The organism is Streptomyces sp. NPDC048106, from assembly GCF_040706415.1.
Taxonomy (GTDB): Bacteria; Actinomycetota; Actinomycetes; order Streptomycetales; family Streptomycetaceae; genus Streptomyces.
In genome coordinates this window covers 1-18599 of sequence record NZ_JBEZND010000032.1, presented here as the reverse complement: position 1 = coordinate 18599, position 18599 = coordinate 1, and the positions used below count along the sequence as shown (strand labels likewise).

General features: G+C 72.1%; 15 protein-coding genes. 8 read left to right on the top strand and 7 right to left on the bottom strand.

Annotated elements, in window-relative coordinates; genetic code table 11:
* Positions 1–2 precede the first annotated feature (2 nt).
* A complete protein-coding gene (locus tag AB0927_RS27965; protein WP_366670500.1) occupies positions 3–596 on the top strand; it encodes a histidine phosphatase family protein in 594 nt (197 codons plus the stop codon).
* Positions 597–759: 163 nt separating this feature from the next.
* Positions 760–1434 (top strand): TetR family transcriptional regulator, encoded by a 675-nt coding sequence (locus AB0927_RS27960; protein WP_366670499.1) that lies wholly within the window; start codon positions 760–762, stop codon positions 1432–1434.
* A gap of 13 nt (positions 1435–1447) precedes the next feature.
* Here AB0927_RS27960 and AB0927_RS27955 read toward each other — a convergent pair whose 3' ends face one another.
* Complete coding sequence (locus AB0927_RS27955; RefSeq protein WP_366670498.1) at positions 1448–2044, bottom strand: TetR/AcrR family transcriptional regulator; 597 nt, start codon at positions 2042–2044, stop codon at positions 1448–1450.
* On the opposite strand from AB0927_RS27955, the gene AB0927_RS27950 reads away from it, so the two are divergent.
* Entirely contained in the window at positions 1956–3032 is a 1077-nt protein-coding gene (locus tag AB0927_RS27950; protein ID WP_366670497.1) for an NAD(P)-dependent oxidoreductase, read from the top strand. The genes AB0927_RS27955 and AB0927_RS27950 overlap by 89 nt on opposite strands.
* A gap of 17 nt (positions 3033–3049) precedes the next feature.
* Here the strand turns inward: AB0927_RS27950 and AB0927_RS27945 are convergent, their stop codons facing one another.
* Positions 3050–3487 (bottom strand): PPOX class F420-dependent oxidoreductase, encoded by a 438-nt coding sequence (locus AB0927_RS27945; protein WP_366670496.1) that lies wholly within the window; start codon positions 3485–3487, stop codon positions 3050–3052.
* Positions 3488–3670: 183 nt separating this feature from the next.
* Between AB0927_RS27945 and AB0927_RS27940 the strand changes: the two genes are divergently transcribed.
* The 5 genes from AB0927_RS27940 (at position 3671) to AB0927_RS27920 (ending at position 13493) form a co-directional block, all read left to right on the top strand.
* Positions 3671–5839, top strand: coding sequence for an N-6 DNA methylase (locus AB0927_RS27940; protein ID WP_366670495.1), 2169 nt, complete (start codon positions 3671–3673; stop codon positions 5837–5839).
* 117 nt (positions 5840–5956) lie between these two features.
* A complete protein-coding gene (locus AB0927_RS27935; RefSeq protein WP_366670494.1) occupies positions 5957–7948 on the top strand; it encodes a class I SAM-dependent DNA methyltransferase in 1992 nt (663 codons plus the stop codon).
* Complete coding sequence (locus AB0927_RS27930) at positions 7945–9270, top strand: restriction endonuclease subunit S (RefSeq protein WP_366670493.1); 1326 nt, start codon at positions 7945–7947, stop codon at positions 9268–9270. Before AB0927_RS27935 ends, AB0927_RS27930 begins: the two co-directional genes overlap by 4 nt.
* Complete coding sequence (locus AB0927_RS27925; protein ID WP_366670492.1) at positions 9267–12449, top strand: type I restriction endonuclease; 3183 nt, start codon at positions 9267–9269, stop codon at positions 12447–12449. The genes AB0927_RS27930 and AB0927_RS27925 overlap by 4 nt, the downstream gene beginning before the upstream one ends.
* Positions 12450–12527: 78 nt before the next feature.
* Positions 12528–13493: a serine hydrolase gene (locus AB0927_RS27920; RefSeq protein WP_366670491.1), complete on the top strand. Its 966-nt coding sequence runs from the start codon at positions 12528–12530 to the stop codon at positions 13491–13493.
* Positions 13494–13512: 19 nt separating this feature from the next.
* On the opposite strand, the gene AB0927_RS27915 is transcribed toward AB0927_RS27920, so the two are convergent.
* The 5 genes from AB0927_RS27915 to AB0927_RS27895 all read right to left on the bottom strand — a co-directional run bounded on the left by AB0927_RS27915 (position 13513) and on the right by AB0927_RS27895 (position 18496).
* Positions 13513–14868: a GH1 family beta-glucosidase gene (locus AB0927_RS27915; RefSeq protein ID WP_366670490.1), complete on the bottom strand. Its 1356-nt coding sequence runs from the start codon at positions 14866–14868 to the stop codon at positions 13513–13515.
* 32 nt (positions 14869–14900) lie between these two features.
* Complete coding sequence (locus tag AB0927_RS27910; protein WP_366670573.1) at positions 14901–15740, bottom strand: carbohydrate ABC transporter permease; 840 nt, start codon at positions 15738–15740, stop codon at positions 14901–14903.
* 7 nt (positions 15741–15747) lie between these two features.
* Positions 15748–16737, bottom strand: a complete 990-nt coding sequence (locus tag AB0927_RS27905; RefSeq protein WP_366670489.1) for a sugar ABC transporter permease — start codon at positions 16735–16737, stop codon at positions 15748–15750.
* Positions 16738–16742: 5 nt separating this feature from the next.
* Entirely contained in the window at positions 16743–18059 is a 1317-nt protein-coding gene (locus tag AB0927_RS27900) for a sugar ABC transporter substrate-binding protein (protein ID WP_366670488.1), read from the bottom strand.
* A 161-nt stretch (positions 18060–18220) separates the two neighbouring features.
* Positions 18221–18496, bottom strand: a complete 276-nt coding sequence (locus AB0927_RS27895) for a hypothetical protein (protein ID WP_366670487.1) — start codon at positions 18494–18496, stop codon at positions 18221–18223.
* Positions 18497–18599: the final 103 nt, after the last annotated feature.

Here is an 18599-nt window from a genome sequence, read left to right as displayed (position 1 = left end):
CCGTGGCGGACCTCCTTCTGGTCCGCCACGGGGAGACCGAGTGGAGCAGGTCGGGACAGCACACCAGCTTCACCGACCTGCCCCTGACGGACCACGGCGAGGAACAGGCCAAGTCCCTCGCCCCGCTCCTGTCCGGCCGGACCTACGCCCTCGTGCTGAGCAGCCCGCTCGGCCGCGCGCTGCGCACCGCCGAGCTGGCGGGCCTGACCGGCATCGAGCCCGAACCCGCTCTGCACGAGTGGGACTACGGCGGCTACGAGGGCATCACCAGCGCCGAGATCCACCGCACCCGCCCCGACTGGGACCTGTGGACCGACGGGGTGCCGCCGGGGCCCGAGGGGCATCCCGGTGAGTCACCGGCCGAGGCCGGCGCCCGCGCCGACCGGGTGCTGGCACGTGTCGGGTCCGCGCTCGCCGCGGACGGCGGCGATGTGGTGCTCGTCGCCCACGGCCACTTCCTGCGGGTCCTGACGGCCCGTCGGCTGGGCCTGCCGCCCGCGGCGGGGCGGCTGTTCCAGCTCGCCACCGGCACGGTCAGCCGGCTGTCCACCGAGCACGGGCACCCGGTCATCGCCGAGTGGAACCGGCGGTCGTAGCGCCGCTCAGCCGTGGCACCGGCCCGGCCGTAACTCCCTTGTGCACGCGGCCCGGAGCACTTCTGTGCCCCGGGCCGCGGCACCTCTACTGTCATGTCTGAGTCCTAGAATCAGCGGCACCCAGCACGCCACCGCCGCGGACCGAGGCCCGAAGGAACACCCGATGACCAGCGTCGAAGAACCGGTACGACCCGGCGGGCGGGTACGCGACGCGGCCCGTACCAAGGCCGAGATCCTCGACATGGCCACCCGGGAGTTCGCGCGGGCCGGCTACGAGGGCGCCCGGGTGGAGGAGATCGCCGCCCGCACCCGCACCACCAAGCGGATGATCTACTACTACTTCGGCGGCAAGGAACAGTTGTTCACCGCCGTCCTGGAACGGGCCTACGGCGCGCTGCGCGAGGCCGAACAGCGGCTGGACGTCGCCCACCTGGACCCGGTCGCGGCGATCCGGCGCCTGGCCGAGCTGACCTTCGACCACCACGAGCGGCACCCGGACTACATCCGCCTGCTGAGCATCGAGAACCTGCACGGCGCCCGGCACCTCGCGGCCTCCCGGGAGCTCGGCACGGTCGGTTCCCCGGCGCTCGGCGTGCTGCGGGAGATCCTCGCCGCCGGGCGGGAGTCGGGGCTGTTCCGGGCGGACGTGGACGCGGTCGACCTGCACGCGGTGATCAGCTCGTTCTGCTTCTTCCGTGCCGTCAACCGGCCCGCGTTCGGTGCCCTGTTCGGCCGGGACCTGGTGGACCCGGAGCGGCGGGAGCACTACCGGGTGATGGTCGGGGACATGGTCGTCGCCTACCTCACGACGCACGGGACGGCCCCGGCGGGCCGCTGACGCCCGGCCGGACCTACGCCGGCCGGTCCGCGGCGGCGTCGAGCAGCGGGCCCAGTTCCCGCACCACGGTGGTCAGGGGCCGTACGTCCTGTTCGGCCCGCGCCAGCAGGATCGCGCCCTCCAGGGTGCTGATCATCAGCGTGGCCAGGGCCGTGGACCGGTCCGCGGGTACGCCCATGGCGGTGAGGGCCTCGGCGAGCGGGGTCCGCCAGGTGGTGAACGCGGCGGCCGCGGCGGCGCGGGTGGAGTCGTCGGTGGCGGCGCGATCGACGGTGGCGGCGGCGACCGGGCAGCCCGCGCCGAAGCCGTCCCGCTCGTACTCGTCGGTCCACTGCGCGGCCATCGCCGCGAACAGGGCGCTCGGCACCGGCTCGGCCAGGCCCTCGACGAAGCGCCCGATCCGCCTTCCCGCGTACCGTCCGGCCCAGGCGACGGCCTCGCCGACCAGCTCTTCCTTGCCGCCCGGGAAGTAGTGCTGGAGGGAGCCGCGCGGGGCCCCGGCGTGCGCGGCGACCTCGCGCATGCCGGTCGCGTGCACGCCGTCGCGCCGGATGAGCTGGGCCGCGCTGAACACCATCCGCTCGCGCGGGCCGCGCTGTCGCTCGCTCATTCCGGGCCTCCGTCCCTCACTCCGCCGGGGGCAACTCTATGACCGCCGTCATAACGTTCGCTACTATGACCGTTGTCATAGTCGGCCCGTGGAGCGAAGGGCGGCCCCCGTGCGCGTCGGTTTCATCGGTCTCGGAGTGATGGGCGGGCCCATGGCCCTGCGGCTGGCGGCCGCCGGCACGCCGCTGGTGGTGTGGAACCGCACCCCGCACCGCGCCGAGCCGCTGCGCGCGGCCGGCGCCGAGGTCGCCGCGGACGCCGCCGAGGTGTTCGCGCGGGCCGGGGTGGTGCTGCTGATGCTCGCCGACGAGCCGGCCGTCGACGCCGTGCTCGGCCGCGGCACCCCGGAACTGGCCGCGCGGGTCGCGGGGCGGACCGTGGTCCACATGGGCACGACCTCGCCCGCGTACTCCCGCGCCCTGGAGGCCGACGTCCGCGCCGCCGGCGGCCGATACGCCGAGGCGCCGGTCTCCGGGTCCCGGGTGCCCGCGGAACAGGGGCAGTTGGTGGCCATGCTCGCGGGCGAAAGCGCCACCGTGGAGGCGGTGCGGCCACTGCTCGCCCCGATGTGCCGCGAGACGTTCCGGTGCGGCGCGGCGCCCGGCGCGCTGCTGATGAAGCTGTCGGTCAACCTCTTCCTGATCACCCTGGTGACCGGGCTGACCGAGGCCTTCCACTTCGCCGAACGGCAGGGTCTGGACCCGGGCCTGTTCCTCGACGTCCTCGACGCGGGCCCGATGGCCAGCGCGGTCTCCCGGATGAAGGCGCCCAAGCTGCGCGAGCGGGACTTCGCGGTGCAGGCGGCCGCCCTCGACGTGCTCAAGAACAACCGGCTCGTCGCCGAGGCCGCCCGCGGGGCCCGCCTGGCCTCCCCGCTCCTCGACGCCTGCCACACCCTGTTCGAGGAGACGGTGGCCCAGGGGCACGGCGACGAGGACATGGTCGCCGTGCTCCGGGCGATCGAGGCACGGACGGACAGCGCGGCGTAGTACCGGCGCGGTACGGGTCAGCGCTTGGGGATTCCGTACACCCGCGCGACGTGCAACCGGACCACGAGGCGGCGGTCGCGGACCATCGCGGCGCGGTAGTCGTCCCAGTCCGGGTGCTCGCCGAGCACCGCCCGGTAGAGCCTGATCAGCTCCTCCACGGTCTCGTCGTGCGGATCCTGGGCGACCGGGGACAGCTCGGCCATGCCCTCGGCGACGGCGTACGCCCAGCGGTCGTCGCTGGTGACGTGGTACGAGGCGCGGGGATCGCGGCGCAGATTGCGGGTCTTGGCGCGGTCGTCGGTGACGGAGACGCGGATGATGCGCTCGTCGGGGTCGTAGGCGTGACTGACGTTGGACAGCTGGGGGCGGCCGTCGCGGCGGAGGGTGACCAGCACGCCGCCGTGTCCTTCGGAGAGCAGCGGGAGAAGCGCGTCCTGCGTGGGGTCCTGAGTCATGACGGGGTCAACCACGCGCGGACGAGGGCGCATTCCCCGGCGTCCGGCATCCGGTGGACCTCCCCGGCGGCCGCCGTCGGTCACGCGTCGCAAGCCTGAAAGCACCGTCAAACGCGCTTACGGATGTGACGTGTGCGGTAAGTTGTCCCCCTGCCGGCTTCCGAGAGGCCCACAACGTCCGTCATGCCCCAGCCCTCCGCCCAGGTGACCGCCGCCGAGATCTCCCGGATCGCGGGGGTCACGCGCGCCACCGTCAGCAACTGGCGCCGTCGGCACGACGACTTCCCGGTGCGCTCGGGCGGCACGGACACCAGTCCGCTGTACGACCTCCGGGCGGTGCGCGACTGGCTCGGCGCACGCGGGCACGCCTCGGCGGCGAGCCCGCTGGAGGAGCTGCGCACGACCCTGCGGCTGCGCCCGTCGGCCCGCGGCGGCACCGCGGACCTGCTGCCCCTCGTCCTCGCGGCGGCCGACCGCGCACCCGAGGACCTCACCGCCGCCGCACTCCTCCCGGACGCGGACCTCGCCCACCGCGCCGAACGCGACGCGGCGGCCGTCGCCGACGCCGTCCCCGGCGTGGACGCCGTCCGATTCGAGGCGGCCGACGCGGCGGTCCTGCGCGCGCTGTACACGTGCGTACGGGAGCAGGGCGGCCAGGCCGCCCTGGGCGTGCTCGCGGCACGCGAACTGGAGGACAGCGCGGCCGGCGGCGCCTACCGGACGCCGCCGGCACTCGCCGATCTCCTCGCGCGCCTGCTCCCCGGCGCCCCGGACCGCGTCCTCGACCCGGCCTGCGGCAGCGGCTCCCTGCTGACCGCCGCCGCCCGGCGCGGCGCGCGGGAGCTGTACGGGCAGGACGTGCTGCCCGTACAGGCGCGGCGGAGCGCGGTGAGCCTGCTGCTGACGGCGCCGGACGCCACGGTCGCCGTGCGCGCCGGCGACAGTCTCCGGGCCGACGCCTTCCCCGGCCTCACCGCCGACGCGGTGCTGAGCAACCCGCCCTACGGCGCCCGGGACTGGGGCCACGACGAGCTGGCGTACGACCCGCGCTGGGCGTACGGCGTCCCGGCCCGCGCGGAGTCGGAACTGGCCTGGGTGCAGCACGCGCTCGCCCACCTCGCGCCCGGCGGACACGCCGTCCTGCTGCTGCCGCCCGCCACGGCGGGCCGCGCCTCGGGGCGCCGGGTACGGGCGGAGCTGGTACGCGGCGGCGCGCTGCGCGCGGTGGTCGCGCTGCCGGTCGGCGCGGCGATGCCGCTGCACATCGGGCTCCAGGTCTGGATCCTGCGGCGCCCCGGACCGGGCGGCGCGGGGCGCGAGCCGGTGCTCTTCGTCGACGCGGCGGAGACGGAAGGCCCGCGCGGTACGGCGGCGGCCGCGCGCACCCGGAGCGGGAGCCGCGCCGCCGCCCTGGACTGGGACCGGATCACGGCACGGGTCCTGGGGGCCTGGGAGGCGTTCACCAGCGGCCCGGACGCGTTCACGGGCGAGCCCGGGATCTCCCGGGCGGTCGGCGTGGTGGACCTCCTGGACGACGTCGTGGACCTGACCCCGGCACGCCTCGTGCGCGCCGTACGGGCCGGGATCGAGCCGGCGCGACTGTCGGCCGACGTGGACGCGACCCGCCACGACCTCGTGAAGGCGGCCAAGTCCCTTGTCCGGGCCGCGGGTCACGAGGACTGGCGGGCGGCAGGCACCGCGGCCCCGCGGTGGCGTACGGCCACGGTGTCGGACCTCGCGCGCGGCGGGGCGCTGACGTTGCTGCGCACGGCCCCGGAGGGATCACGGGGCCCCGCCGAAACCGGCGCCGAGGGCCCTGGGGGCCGGCCCGTCCTCACCGGCGAGGACATCGCGGGCGGCACGGGCCCGACGGGTGACCCGGCGCGGCTGCGGGCCGGCACGGCTCCCGTGATCGCCGCCGGGGACGTACTCGTCCGGGGCATCGCGAGCGGCGACGGGCCGATGGTCCGGGTGGCGGGCGAGGCGGAGGCCGGCGCGCTGCTCGGCCCCCGGGTCCACCTCGTCCGGCCGGACCCGGCCCGACTGGACGCGTGGTTCCTCGCCGGGTTCCTGGGGGCCGAGGAGAACGTGGCGGGCGCGTCCACGGGCAGCACCGTCCGCCGTGTCGCACCGGGGCGGCTGCGCGTGCCGCTGCTGCCGCCGGCGGAGCAGCGGCGCTACGGGGAGGCCTTCCGCCGGGTGCACGAGCTGCGGGCGGCGGCGCTGCGGGCGGCACGCCTGGCGGAGGACGCGGCACGGCTGCTGTCGGGCGGGCTCACGGGCGGCCAGCTGCTCCCGCCACGGACGCGGGAGGCGGCGTCCGGCGGCCAGGGCGGCGATCCGCCCCGGTAGGCACGCGCGTCTTCGCACATGGACCACAATGGTCGGACCGTCCCGGCCGGCCTGCCCGGCAGCACGCCTGCCCGGACGGTGGGGTCGGGACATTTCGGAAGGAAACCGGGGATCCAGTTGAACAGCGCCAAGCACACGGAGTTGGCGAACCACGCCTGGTCCGTCGCCGACCTCCTGCGGGGGGACTACAAGCAGTCCGACTACGGCAAGGTCATCCTGCCGTTCACGGTGCTGCGACGCCTCGAATGCGTGCTGGAGCCGACCCGCGAGAAGACCGCCGACCTCGCGGAGCAGCACAAGGACAGCGGGATCGACCCGGACCGCTTCCTGCGCCGGGCCTCGGGCCACTCCTTCTACAACCGGTCCCGCCTCACCCTGAAGAAGATCGCGGCGGACCCGCAGAACGCGGCGCGGAACCTCCTGGTGTACGTCGGGGCGTTCTCGGACAACGCGCGGGGCGTCCTGGACCGCTTCGAGTTCGCGCAGCAGATCAGGCGGCTGGACGGCGCGGGGCTCCTCTACCAGGTGATCGGCAAGTTCACGGACCTGGACCTGCGCCCCGAGACCGTGCCCAACCACAACATGGGCTACATCTTCGAGGAGCTGATCCGCCGCTTCGCCGAGCAGTCGAACGAGACGGCCGGCGAGCACTTCACCCCGCGCGAGGTCATCCAGCTCATGGTGCGGCTGCTGGTCGCCCCGGACGGCGACGGGCTGCACCTGCCGGGGGTGGTGCGCACGGTCCTCGACCCGGCCTGCGGCACGGGCGGCATGCTCTCCGCGATGGACGACGTCATCAGGGAGCTGAACCCGGACGCCACGGTGGAGGTCTACGGCCAGGAGCTGAACCCCGAGTCGTGGGCGATCTGCCGCTCCGACCTCATGATCAAGGGCCAGAACCCGGAGAACATCCGCTTCGGCAACTCCTTCTCCGACGACGGCCACGCCCGCCGGACCTTCGACTACATGCTGGCCAACCCGCCGTTCGGCGTGGAGTGGAAGAAGGTCAAGGAGGAGGTCGAGCACGAGCACAGGGCGCTGGGCGAGGCGGGCCGCTTCGGCGCGGGCCTGCCGCGCATCAACGACGGCTCGCTGCTGTTCCTCCAGCACATGATCTCCAAGATGAAGCCGGTCGACGTGCACGGCGGGGGCGGCTCCCGCATCGCGATCGTCTTCAACGGCTCGCCTCTGTTCACGGGCGCGGCCGGCTCGGGCGAGTCGGAGATCCGGCGCTGGATCCTGGAGAACGACTGGCTGGAGGGCATCGTCGCCCTGCCGGACCAGCTCTTCTACAACACCGGCATCTCGACCTACTTCTGGATCCTCACGAACCGCAAGAGCCCGGACCACCAGGGCAAGGTCGTGCTGCTGGACGCCCGCGACCAGTGGCACAAGATGCGCAGGTCACTCGGCGACAAGCGCAAGGCGCTGGGCAAGGACCACATCGCCACGATCGTCGGCCTGTACGGCGAGGCGCCGGCCGCCGCCGGGGACGCGCGGCATCCGCTGCACGGCAAGGTGAAGGTCTTCCGCAACGAGGACTTCGGCTACCGGCGGATCACGGTCGAGCGCCCGCTGAAGCTGCGCTTCGAGGTGACGGAGGAGACGCGGGCGGCGCTGGCGGCCTCCAAGGCGCTCCAGAAGCTGCCGCAGGCCGCCGCCCTGGCGGACGCCTTCGAGTCCCTGACGGGCACGGCCTGGGGGACGAGGCAGGAGGCGTGGTCGGCGCTGAAGGACGCGGTGGTGCGGGCCGGCGGTACGTGGCCGACGGGAGCGCCGTTCAACAAGGCGCTGCGCGAGGTCGTGGGCGTGCGGGACCCGCGGGGCGAGGTGCAGCTCGTCAGGGGCGGCCCCGAGGCGGACGCCGAACTGCGGGACTACGAGAACGTGCCGCTGGGCGAGGACGTCGAGGAGTACCTGAAGCGGGAGGTCCACCCGCACGCGCCCGACGCGTGGATCGACCACGACAAGACGAGGACCGGGTACGAGATCCCGTTCACGCGGCACTTCTACGTGTACGAGCCGCCGCGGCCGCTGGCGGAGATCGACGCGGAACTGAAGGCGCTGGAGGCGGAGTTCCAGGAGCTCCTCACGGAGGTCGAGGAATGACACGCCCCTCGGAGGTCCTGCCCTACGGCCCCACCCCGCCCGAGTCCTGGAAGGTCGTGCCGCTCAAGTACCTGGCCTCTCTCACGAACGGGTACGTCTTCGACTCCGACCGGCACACGGATTCCGGGACCCCGATCATCCGGATCGAGAACCTCAACGGCTCGGAGAACTTCAACCACTCCGCCCTGGCCCTCGACGACAGGTTCCGCGTCCTGCCGGGGGACCTGCTGTTCTCCTGGTCCGGCAACCCGGGGACGTCCTTCGGGCCCTTCAGGTGGCACCGGCCCGGGGTCCACTATCTGAACCAGCACATCTTCAACGTCTCCGTCACGGGCTGCGACCGGAACTGGCTGTACTGGTCGCTGAAGGCCGCGACGCACTGGATCGAGCGCGAACTGACCAGCGGCATGATCGGCATGGTCCACGTCACCAAGGACGACCTCGGGAACGTGCCCGTCCCGGTCCCGCCCGTGGAGGTCCAGCGCCGCGTCGCGCGGTTCCTCGATGCCGAGACCGCTCGTATCGACCGCCTCGTGGAGCTGCGCACCAGAACGCTGGGACTGCTGGCGGAACGGATGACCACGCGCATGGACGCGGCCGTCCGCGGTGCCGGCACACCGGGCGCCAAGCGGCCCTCGGAGTACCCGCCGCTCGGTGACGTCCCGGCCGGCTGGCGCCGGGGGCGCCTTCGTTCCGTCGAGTGCGAGGTGCAGACCGGCCCCTTCGGCAGCCAGCTGCACGCCGAGGACTACGTGGACGACGGCTGGCCGGTGGTGAACCCGGCGAACATCACGCCCGCCGGTCTAGTCGCGGACCCCCAGGTCACCGTGTCCGACGAGGTGCGGGCCCGGCTGGAGCGGCACGTCCTTCGCGCGGGTGACGTCGTTTTCGGACGGCGCGGAGAACTCGGCCGGGCCGGCATCGTGGCGCAGGCCCAGGAGGGCTGGGTCTGCGGCACCGGGTCCCTGCGCGTGCGGTTCCCGAAGGGCTCCTTCGACCCCGGTTACCTCAGGCGCTACCTCGCGATCCCCGCGGTGCGGCACTACTTCCAGCTCCACGCCATCGGCAGCACCATGCCCAACCTCAACAGCGGCATCCTGTTGAACATGCCGCTCCTGCTTCCGAGCCTGGCCGAACAGGCCGCGATCGTCGAGGAATGCGCGGAGATCGAGCGCCGGGCGGCCGAGCAGCGTTCGCTGGGCGAGCGCCAGATCCGGCTGCTCCTCGACCGGCGCCGGTCGGTCGTCACCGCGGCGGTGACCGGCCGGTTCGACGTATCCGCCGCCGACGGCCGTGGCGTGACCGAGGGAGTCGCCGGATGAGCCCCGTGCACGACGAGGCGTCCTTCGGGTCGGCCATCGTGGCGGCCCTGTGCGAACGCGGCTGGCGCGAGGCGAAGCCGGACGGCTACCGCCCCGAACTCGCTCTGGACACCGACGAGTTGTACGCCTTCGTCCGCGAGACCCAGGCCGACGAGTGGCGCGAACTCCGCACCGTCTACGGCGGTGACCCCGACGCGGCGCGCCACGGGTTCGCGCAGCGCCTCGACCGGGCCGTCGCCGAGGACGGACTCCTCCACGTGCTCCGGCACGGCGTCAAGGACCGCGGTGTCCGCATCCGGGTCGCCTGCTTCAAGCCCAACCTGATATCCGCGGACTCCGTCCTCGACGGTTACCGCGCCAACCGCCTCACGGTCGTCCGGGAACTCCCCTACGCCACCAGGCAGGCCGACCGGGGCCACCGGCTCGACCTCACCCTCTTCCTCAACGGACTCCCGGTCGCCACCGCCGAGTTGAAGAACCCGCTCACCGGCCAGGGCGTCGAGCAGGCCAAGGAGCAGTACCGCACCGACCGGGACCCGACCGAGCCGGTCTTCGCGCGGCGGGCCCTCGCGCACTTCGCCGTCGACCCGGACCTCGTCTTCGTCACCACGCGGCTCCAGGGCAGGAACACCCGGTTCCTGCCCTTCAACACCGGCTCGAACGGCCCCGGGCGGCCGGGCGGGGCGGGCAACCCCGCGCCCACCGCCCACGGCACGTACGCGACCTCGTACCTCTGGGAACAGGTCTGGCAGCGGGACAACTGGCTGGACCTGCTCCAGCGTTTCGCGCACCAGCACAAGCACCGGACGCCCGGCGGCGGCACCACCAGGTCCACGGTCTTCCCCCGCTTCCACCAGTGGGACGTGGTCAAGAAGCTGACCGCGCACGCCGCGACGCACGGCGCCGGGCAGAACTACCTGGTCATGGCCTCCGCCGGTTCCGGCAAGTCCAACACCATCGGCTGGCTCAGCCACCGGCTCAGCGACCTGCACGCCGACACCGACCCGACCGCCCTCGACCCGGAGGCCGTCGCCGCCGGCCGCGTCAGGCCGGGCGAGCCGGTCTTCGACAAGGTCGTCGTCATCACCGACCGCCGCAACCTGGACGCCCAGCTCCGGGAAACCGTCGGCGGCTTCTCCCAGACCGACGGCCTGGTCGTCAAGGTGGACGAGAGGCACGGCGCCAAGAGCGAGCAGCTCGCCCGCGCCCTCTCCCGGGACACCGGGAAGATCGTCACCGTCACCCTGCACTCGTTCCCGGCGCTGCTCGACCACATCGAGCGCAACCCCACCGAGATCAAGGGCACCCGCTTCGCGATCATCGTGGACGAGGCGCACTCCTCCCAGTCCGGCGACGCCGCCACCGCCGTGCGGGCCGCCCTGCGCGACCTCGGCCTGGACTCCGACTCGGACGACGAGGGCGCGACCACCGTCACCGTGGACGACAGGCTGACGGCGAAGGCCGTCGAGCGCTCGCGCGCCGCGAACCTCTCCTACTTCGCCTTCACCGCCACGCCCAAGGCGAAGACCCTCGAACTCTTCGGCACGGCGGGGACCGAGAACGGCAGGACCGTCTACCGCCCCTTCCACACCTACTCCATGCGCCAGGCCGTCGAGGAGGGCTTCATCCTCGATCCGCTGCGCAACTACGTCACGTACAACACGTACTGGAAGCTGGTGAACCAGAACCCGGACGAGAAGGAGGTCGACCCCGCCAGGGCGAACTCCCTGCTCGCCCGCTTCGCGCTCACCCACGAGCACACCGTCTCCCAGCACGCCCAGGTGATCGTCGAGCACTTCGTCACGCACACCCGCGGCCGGCTCGGCGGGCGGGCGAAGGCCATGGTGGTGACGGCCTCCCGCCACTCCGCCGTACAGATGGCGCGTGCCCTGCGCAGCTACATCAAGGACCGCGACTACGACAGCAGGTATCCGGACCTCGGCGTGCTGGTGGCGGTCTCCGGTTCCCTCACCGTCGACGGGGAGGAGACCACCGAGGCCAGGGAGAACGGCGGGCTGCCCGAGAGCGCGCTGCCCAAGGCCTTCGCCTACACCCGCGCCGACGACAAGGCCGTCAAGGCGGGCGGCAGGGGACAGCCGGAGTACCGGATCCTGGTCGTCGCCGAGAAGTACCAGACCGGCTTCGACCAGCCCCTGCTCACCACGATGTACGTCAACAAGACGCTGACCGGCATCGCGGCCGTCCAGACCCTCTCCCGCCTCAACCGCACCTGCGAGCGCAAGTCCCAGGCCGACCTCGCCGTCCTGGACTTCGTCAACGAGGCGGCGGACGTCCAGGACGCCTTCCGCCCGTACTTCGAGGAGGCGCGGGCCCTGCCCTCCGACCCGAACCTCCTCTACACCGCCCAGAGCCGCGTCATGTCCGCCCCGGTCGTCTCCGAGCGGGACATGGACCGGTTCGTCGCCGCGTACTTCGAGGCGCAGGAGAAGGCGGCCGGCTCCGCGTCCGCGTGGGAGCGACTGCATGCCGAGCTGTACCGGCTGCTGTCCCCCGCCGTCGCCCGCTTCACCGCCCTGCTGGAGAGCGAGGAGGAGGACGATGTCGAGACCGCCGAGGACTTCCGGGCCGACCTCGACGACTACGTCCGCAAGTACGGCTTCCTCGCGCAGATCGTCCCCTACCGCGACGCCGAGCTGGAGCGGCTCCACCTCTACGGGCGCCACCTCCTCAACCGGCTCCCGCGCCGCGCCGACGGCGGAGTCGACCTGGGAGAGATCGACCTGAGTCACCTGCGCGTCGAGAGGACCGGCGAGCACGACGTGTCCCTCGGCCCCGAGGGACCCGCCGAACTCAGGGGGTTCGGGGACGGGGCCGGCGGCGCCAGGGACGCCGACACGTCCCTGCTGTCCGAGCTGATCGAGAAGTTCAACGCCAGGTTCGGCACGGACTTCACCGAGGAGGACGTCCTCCCGGCCTTCAACGCCACGAAGGAGGACCCGAAGGTGCGCGCCGCCGCCCTCGTCAACGACGAGGAGAACTTCGGCATCGTCTTCGACAAGAGGTTCGAGGAGAACATGATGGACCATGTCTCCACGATCGAGACCCTCGGCAAGCGCTACTTCGGCACGGACCGCGACTTCAAGTCCGGCCTCGACCGCAGCGCCCGCCGCGCGGCCTGGCGGATGATCCGCCGGGAGGAGGGGCTGGAGGGCGTCTGACCGAGCCGCGGGCCCGACGGAGACACCCCGGACGATACGAAAAACGATACGAACTCTTACTCGATTACTATCGAGCCCGTGCCCGAGAACCCACCTCGCCATCGCCGCCGCTCCCGCAGGGAGCAGCGGCGGCGCCGGAAGGCCAGGAGGCGCCGCCTGATATGGGCGGTGACCACGGCGGTCGTCCTGTGCGGCGCCGCCACCGTCTACGCCGTGGGCCGCCCCCACTCCGGCAAGCCGAGTGTCCAGGCGGCCGCGGAGCCCAAAGCCCCTCGGGCCACCTCCGCTTCCGTCCCGCCGGTTCCGGAGCCGATGGACCTGGAGTCCGCGCTCGCGCCGGTGACGGACCTCTTCGGCGACAACGAGATGTCCGTGGCGGTGCAGGACACCGCGAGCGGCAAGTGGGCCGTGTTCGGGGACGGCGCCTTCGACACGGCCAGCATCGTCAAGGTGGACATCCTGGCCACGCTCCTGCTCCAGGCGCAGGACGCCGGCCGGGTGCTGACGGCGCAGGAGCGTGTCTACGCGACCAAGATGATCGAGAACAGCGACAACGACTCGACGAGCGCGCTGTGGACCGAGATCGGGAGCGCGGAGGGACTCGACGCGGCCAACAGGCGTCTCGGCCTGACGCAGACGCGGGGCGGCGACGGGACCGTGTGGGGCGTGACGCAGACCACCGCACAGGACCAGGTCCGCCTGCTGCAGAAGGTCTTCGGCGACACCTCGCCCCTCAGTTCCGCCTCACGCGCCTACATCCGGAACCTGATGAGTCACATAGCCACCGACCAGGACTGGGGTGTCTCGGCGGCGGCGGACGGCGGCAGCCCGACCGCCCTCAAGAACGGCTGGCTCCAGCGGAGCCAGACCCACGCGTGGGACGTCAACAGCATAGGCCGCATAGAGCGGGACGGCCGGGTCTACCTGCTGGCGGTGCTGCTGAACGGGTGCAGCACCGAGGAGGTCGGAATCAAGCTCGTGGAGCAGGCGGCGGTCGCCGCGGTGACGGCGTTCGCCGACACACTGACCGGGTCCGCCTCCTGAGGTACGACGGTGTGGCGGGCTACGACACCAGCTCCCGGTGCGCGCGGACGATCTCCGCGTAGCGGTGGCCGCTGCCCTTGACGGTGCGGGTCTGGGTGTCGTAGTCGACGTGGACCAGGCCGAAGCGCTTGTCGTAGCCGTACGCCCACTCGAAGTTGTCCAGCAGGGACCAGGCGAAGTAGCCGGCCAGCGGGGCGCCCCGGCGGGCCGCGGAGGCGCAGGCGGCGAGGTGGGCTTCGAGGTAGTCCTGGCGTTCGGGGTCGTGGACGGTGCCGTCGGGGCGGACCGTGTCGGGGAAGGCGGAGCCGTTCTCGGTGAGGTAGAGGGTGCGGGCGCCGTACTCCTCGGTGAGCCGCAGCAGCAGGGTCTCGATGCCGCCGGGGTCGATCTCCCAGTCCATGCCGGTGCGCGGCACGCCCGCGCGGCGGACGGCGCGCGCGTAGGGCGCGGGGCCTCCGGGGTCGTCGGTGACGTGGGCGGGGAAGTAGTAGTTCAGGCCCAGCCAGTCCAGGGGCGCCGCGATGGTCTCCAGGTCCCCGTCCTTCAGGGGGAGTTCGACGCCGTAGGTCTCGATCATGTCGGCCGGGAAGCCGCGGCCGTGCACGGGGTCGAGCCACCAGCGGTTGACGTGGCCGTCGTGCCGGCGGGCGGCGGCGACGTCCTCGGGGCGGTCGGTGGCGGGGTGCACGGTGGAGAGGTTGTTGACGATGCCGATCCGGGCGTCCGGGACGGCGGCGCGGACGGCCTCGGTGGCCAGGCCGTGGCCGAGGAGCAGATGGCAGGAGGCGCGGACCGCGGCGGTCAGGTCCCGCTGGCCGGGGGCCATGGTGCCCTCGTAGTGGCCGATCCAGGCCGAGCAGGACGGCTCGTTGAGCGTCGCCCAGAGCGTGACGCGGTCGCCGAGCCGCCCGGCGACGGCGGCGGCGTACTCGGCGAACGCGTGGGCGGTGTCCCGCTCCGGCCAGCCGCCGCGGTCCTGGAGCGTCTGCGGCAGGTCCCAGTGGTAGAGGGTGACGGACGGGGTGATGCCCGCTTCGAGCAGGTCGTCCACCAACTGGTCGTAGAACGCGAGGCCCATGGGGTTCACGGGACCGGTGCCGCCGGGGACGACGCGGGGCCAGGCGACGGAGAGCCGGTAGGCGTTGAGGCCGAGGCGGCGCATCAGGGCGATGTCCTCGTGCCGGCGGTGGTAGTGGTCGCAGGCGACGTCGCCGTTGTCGTCGCCCGCGATCTTCCCCGGGGTGTGGGAGAAGGTGTCCCAGATGGAGGGCGCCCGGCCGTCCTCGGCGACGGCCCCCTCGATCTGGTAGGCCGAGGTGGCCGTGCCCCACAGGAAGCCGTCCGGGAGTGCGGCGAGGTCGATGCGTTCGGACACGGAAGTCCCTTCGGAATACGGGAGGTCGCCGGTCACTTGACGGCCCCCGCCGTCAGCCCGGCGACGAGGTAGCGCTGCAGGAGCAGGAAGCCGGCCACCACGGGCACGCTGACGACCAGCGAGGCGGCCATGATCTGGTTCCAGTAGACGTCGTTGAGGGTGGAGTAGCCCTGGAGGCCGACGGCGAGGGTGCGGGTGGTGTCGTTGGTCATCACCGACGCGAACAGCACCTCGCCCCACGCGGTCATGAAGGCGTACACGGCGACCGCGACGATGCCGGGGATCGCGGCCGGCACGACGATCCTGAAGAGCGCGCCGAGCGGCCCGCAGCCGTCCACCAGCGCCGCCTCGTCCAGGTCGCGCGGCACCGAGTCGAGGTACCCGGTCAGCATCCAGATGGAGAACGGAAGGGAGAAGGTGAGGTAGGTGAGGATCAGGCCGCCGCGGGAGCCGAACAGGGCGATGCCGGTGGCGTTGCCGATGTTGACGTAGAGGAGGAAGAGCGGGAGCAGGAAGAGGATGCCGGGGAACATCTGCGTGGAGAGCACGGTGACGGTGAAGACGCGCTTGCCCCGGAAGTCGTAGCGGCTCACCGCGTAGGCGGCGAACACCGCGACGACGACGGAGAGCACGGTCGCCGAGCCCGCCACGACCAGCGAGTTCACGAAGTAGCGGGCGAGCGGCACCGTGGACCACATGTCGATGTACGGGCGGATCGTCAGCCCGCTCGGCAGCCAGCGGAACTTGCCGGTGACGTCCGCGAGCGGCTTGAGCGAGCTGGAGAGCATCACGTACACCGGGAGCAGCACGAAGCCGGTGAGCAGGGTGAGGAAGACCCGCCGGGCCCACAGGAAGGAACGCGGCGGCGCCAGGGGCGAGTCAGCCATGCGTGGTCCTCCGTCCCCTCGAGGTGGCCAGCAGGTAGACGCCCGTCACCACGAGCAGGAACAGCAGCAGCAGGACGGACATGGCGGAGCCGGTGCCGAAGTTCCAGGTGACGAAGGACGCTTGGTAGATGTGCACGGAGATGAGGTCGGCGGCCTCGGGGGCGGACTTGCCGAACAGCACGTAGGGCGTGTTGAAGTCGTTGAACGTCCAGAGGAAGAGCACGAGGACCAGTACCTGGTTGACCGGGCGCAGGGAGGGCAGGGTGATGCGGCGGATCCGCTGCCACATCCCGGCGCCGTCGAGCGCGGCGGCCTCGTACAACTCCCCCGGAATGTTCTGGAGTCCGGCCGTCACGACGAGGAAGGCGAAGGGCCAGCCCTTCCACACCGACACGGTCAGCAGGGCGTAGAAGCTGTTGTCGCCGATCAGCCAGAAGGAGGGCTTGTCGGTGAGGTGCAACTGGTCGTGCAGGACGTGGTTCACCAGGCCGTTGTCGTGCTGGAACATGAACACCCAGGTGATGACGGCCGCGTAGACGGGCAGCGCGTACGGCACCAGGAACAGGGCGCGCAGCAGGCCCCGGCCGCGGAAGGCGTCCTGGAGGAAGAGCGCGGCGGCGGTGCCGATCAGCCAGCACAGGGCGACGGACAGCAGGGTGAAGCCGACGGTGACGAGGAAGGAGTGCAGCAGGGCCTCGCCGACGGGGGCATGGAAGTCCACCGACAGCCGGTAGTTGCCGAGGCCGGACCAGGGGGCGGTGCCCCAGTCGCGGATGTAGAACTGGGTCAGTTCCTTGAAGCTCATCACGATGCCGATGACCATCGGCACCAGGTGGACCAGGAGTTCGAGGACGAGGGCGGGCAGGAGCAGCAGGTAGGGCAGCCCGGCGCGGCGGAGCCTCCCGGGGCGGCGACGGGCCGAGAACGCCGCCGCACCGGGAGGGGACTTCGCCACCGACTCCTCAAGGGCGTTGGTGGTCATGGCCGTTACGCCGCCGGCATCTGCTGCTGGGCCTTCTGCAGCTTGGCCCTGACCGAATCGGTGGTCACCGCGCGGCCCGCGGCGGCGTCGGCGAACAGGTCCTTGACGGCCGTGCCGACCGTCGTCTCGAACTGGGACTCGTCGGGCACCTGCGGCAGGGCGGCGGCGCTGGTGGCGAGGGTGTTCTTCAGGACGGTGTTGGCGGGGGTGTTGAACGCGGGGTCGTTCTGCGCGGTGGTGACCGCGGGGATGGAGCTGTAGGCCTTGTTGAGGATCTTCTGCTCGGCGTCGGAGGTCATGAACTTCACGAACTGGGTGGCTCCGTCGAGGTTGTGGGTGTTGCGGAAGACGGCGATGTTGATGCCGGCGGCCATCGAGTCGACCTGGGTGCCGGGGCCGGGGGTGCCGGAGCGCACCGGCACGGGTGCCACGCCGTACTCGCTGTCCTTCATCCCCTGCGAGGCGAGGTTGGCGGAGGCCGACTGCCACAGCAGCATGGCCTGGTGGCCCTTGGCGAAGTCGCTGACGGACTGGTTCTGCGCGTACTCGGCGTCGCCGGCGGGGATGACCTGGTCCTTGGCCATCAGTTCGACGTAGCTCTGCACGGCGTCGACCACCTTGGGGTCGGTGAAGTCCGGCTTGCCGTCGGGGGTGAAGAAGTCGGCGCCGCGCTGCTTGGCGAAGACGAAGACGTGGTGGATGTTCTCCGAGACGTTGGCGCCCTCGGCGCCGAGCGGCGCGATGCCCTTCGCCTTGATCTTCTTGCCGTCGGCTATCAACTCGTCCCAGGTGGCGGGCGGTTGGGAGATCCCGGCGTCGGCGAAGATCTTCTTGTTGTAGTAGAGCGCGTACGCCAGCGAGTACAGCGGCACGGCGGCCGGGTCCTTGCCCTGGACGCCGGTCGAGGAGAGGGCGGACGCCACGAAGCGTCCCTTGCCGCCGATCTTGTCGAAGTTCTTCGCGTCCCAGGGCAGCAGCGCGCCGCTCGCCTGGAGGGAGGCGGTCCAGGAGTTGCCGATGTTCAGCACGTCGGGGCCCTGACCGGAGGTGGTCGCGGTCAGGATCCGGTTGAGCAGGTCGGGCCAGGGCACGACCTCCAGCTTCACCTTGATGCCCGTCCGCTTCTGGAACTTGTCGAGTTCGGGCTGGAGGACCTGCTTGTCGACGGCGACACTGGCGCCCTGGTTGGAGGCCCAGTACGTCAGCGTCTTCGGCGCGTCGTTGGACCCGCCGTCCGCGGACGAACCGCCTCCGCAGGCCGTCGCCGCGAGGGCGAGAGACAGAGTGACGGCGCCGACGGCCGCGGCTCGGATGCTGCGCATGGCTCCAGGGGTCCCTTTCCGGGCGTCGAGAACCTTCGGGACCGCGCCCGGGACCAGCCTCGACGGCCGTCCCTCCGAAGCCCCTCACGTCTTAATTTAGGACGTGAGTTAACCGGCGCGAGCGCGAGCCGTCAAGGGATCCTGCACAGGTTCCTGTGCCGTCAGGTCCGGCGGGCGCGCAGCGCGCGGATCGTCCAGTCGAGCAGGGGTGCCAGGCTCTCCGGGCGCGGCCGGCCGTTGACCACGGCGAGGAGTGCGAAGTAGCGCTCGCGGCGCGGGTCGGCCGCGAGGCGGAGACGGGCGAGGAGGCGGGTGCGCAGGGCGTCGTCGTCGGGGCGGCCGAGGAGGCGGGCGTAGCGGGCGGTGAGGCCGGCGACGGTCCGGGCGGCCTCCAAGGACGCGGGGTCGGTGCCCGCGCCGAGGGCCGGGGCGGCCACGTCCCGGACTAGTAGTGCTTTGTTAGGTGTCTTGTCGGGTCGGCAGTCTGGTGCTTCTCTGCGGGTATGAGGGCGGATGAACTCGCTACGTTTCGGGACCGAT

Excerpts from the sequence above, each read along its gene's own strand:
- AB0927_RS27960 (WP_366670499.1), top strand. The coding sequence starts at position 760 with ATGACCAGCGTCGAAGAACCGGTACGACCCGGCGGGCGGGTACGCGAC.
- AB0927_RS27950 (WP_366670497.1), top strand. The coding sequence starts at position 1,956 with ATGCCGGTCGCGTGCACGCCGTCGCGCCGGATGAGCTGGGCCGCGCTG.
- AB0927_RS27945 (WP_366670496.1), bottom strand. The coding sequence starts at position 3,487 with ATGACTCAGGACCCCACGCAGGACGCGCTTCTCCCGCTGCTCTCCGAA.
- AB0927_RS27905 (WP_366670489.1), bottom strand. The coding sequence starts at position 16,737 with ATGACCACCAACGCCCTTGAGGAGTCGGTGGCGAAGTCCCCTCCCGGT.
- AB0927_RS27940 (WP_366670495.1), top strand. The coding sequence starts at position 3,671 with ATGCCCCAGCCCTCCGCCCAGGTGACCGCCGCCGAGATCTCCCGGATC.
- AB0927_RS27955 (WP_366670498.1), bottom strand. The coding sequence starts at position 2,044 with ATGAGCGAGCGACAGCGCGGCCCGCGCGAGCGGATGGTGTTCAGCGCG.
- AB0927_RS27900 (WP_366670488.1), bottom strand. The coding sequence starts at position 18,059 with ATGCGCAGCATCCGAGCCGCGGCCGTCGGCGCCGTCACTCTGTCTCTC.
- AB0927_RS27925 (WP_366670492.1), top strand. The coding sequence starts at position 9,267 with ATGAGCCCCGTGCACGACGAGGCGTCCTTCGGGTCGGCCATCGTGGCG.
- AB0927_RS27930 (WP_366670493.1), top strand. The coding sequence starts at position 7,945 with ATGACACGCCCCTCGGAGGTCCTGCCCTACGGCCCCACCCCGCCCGAG.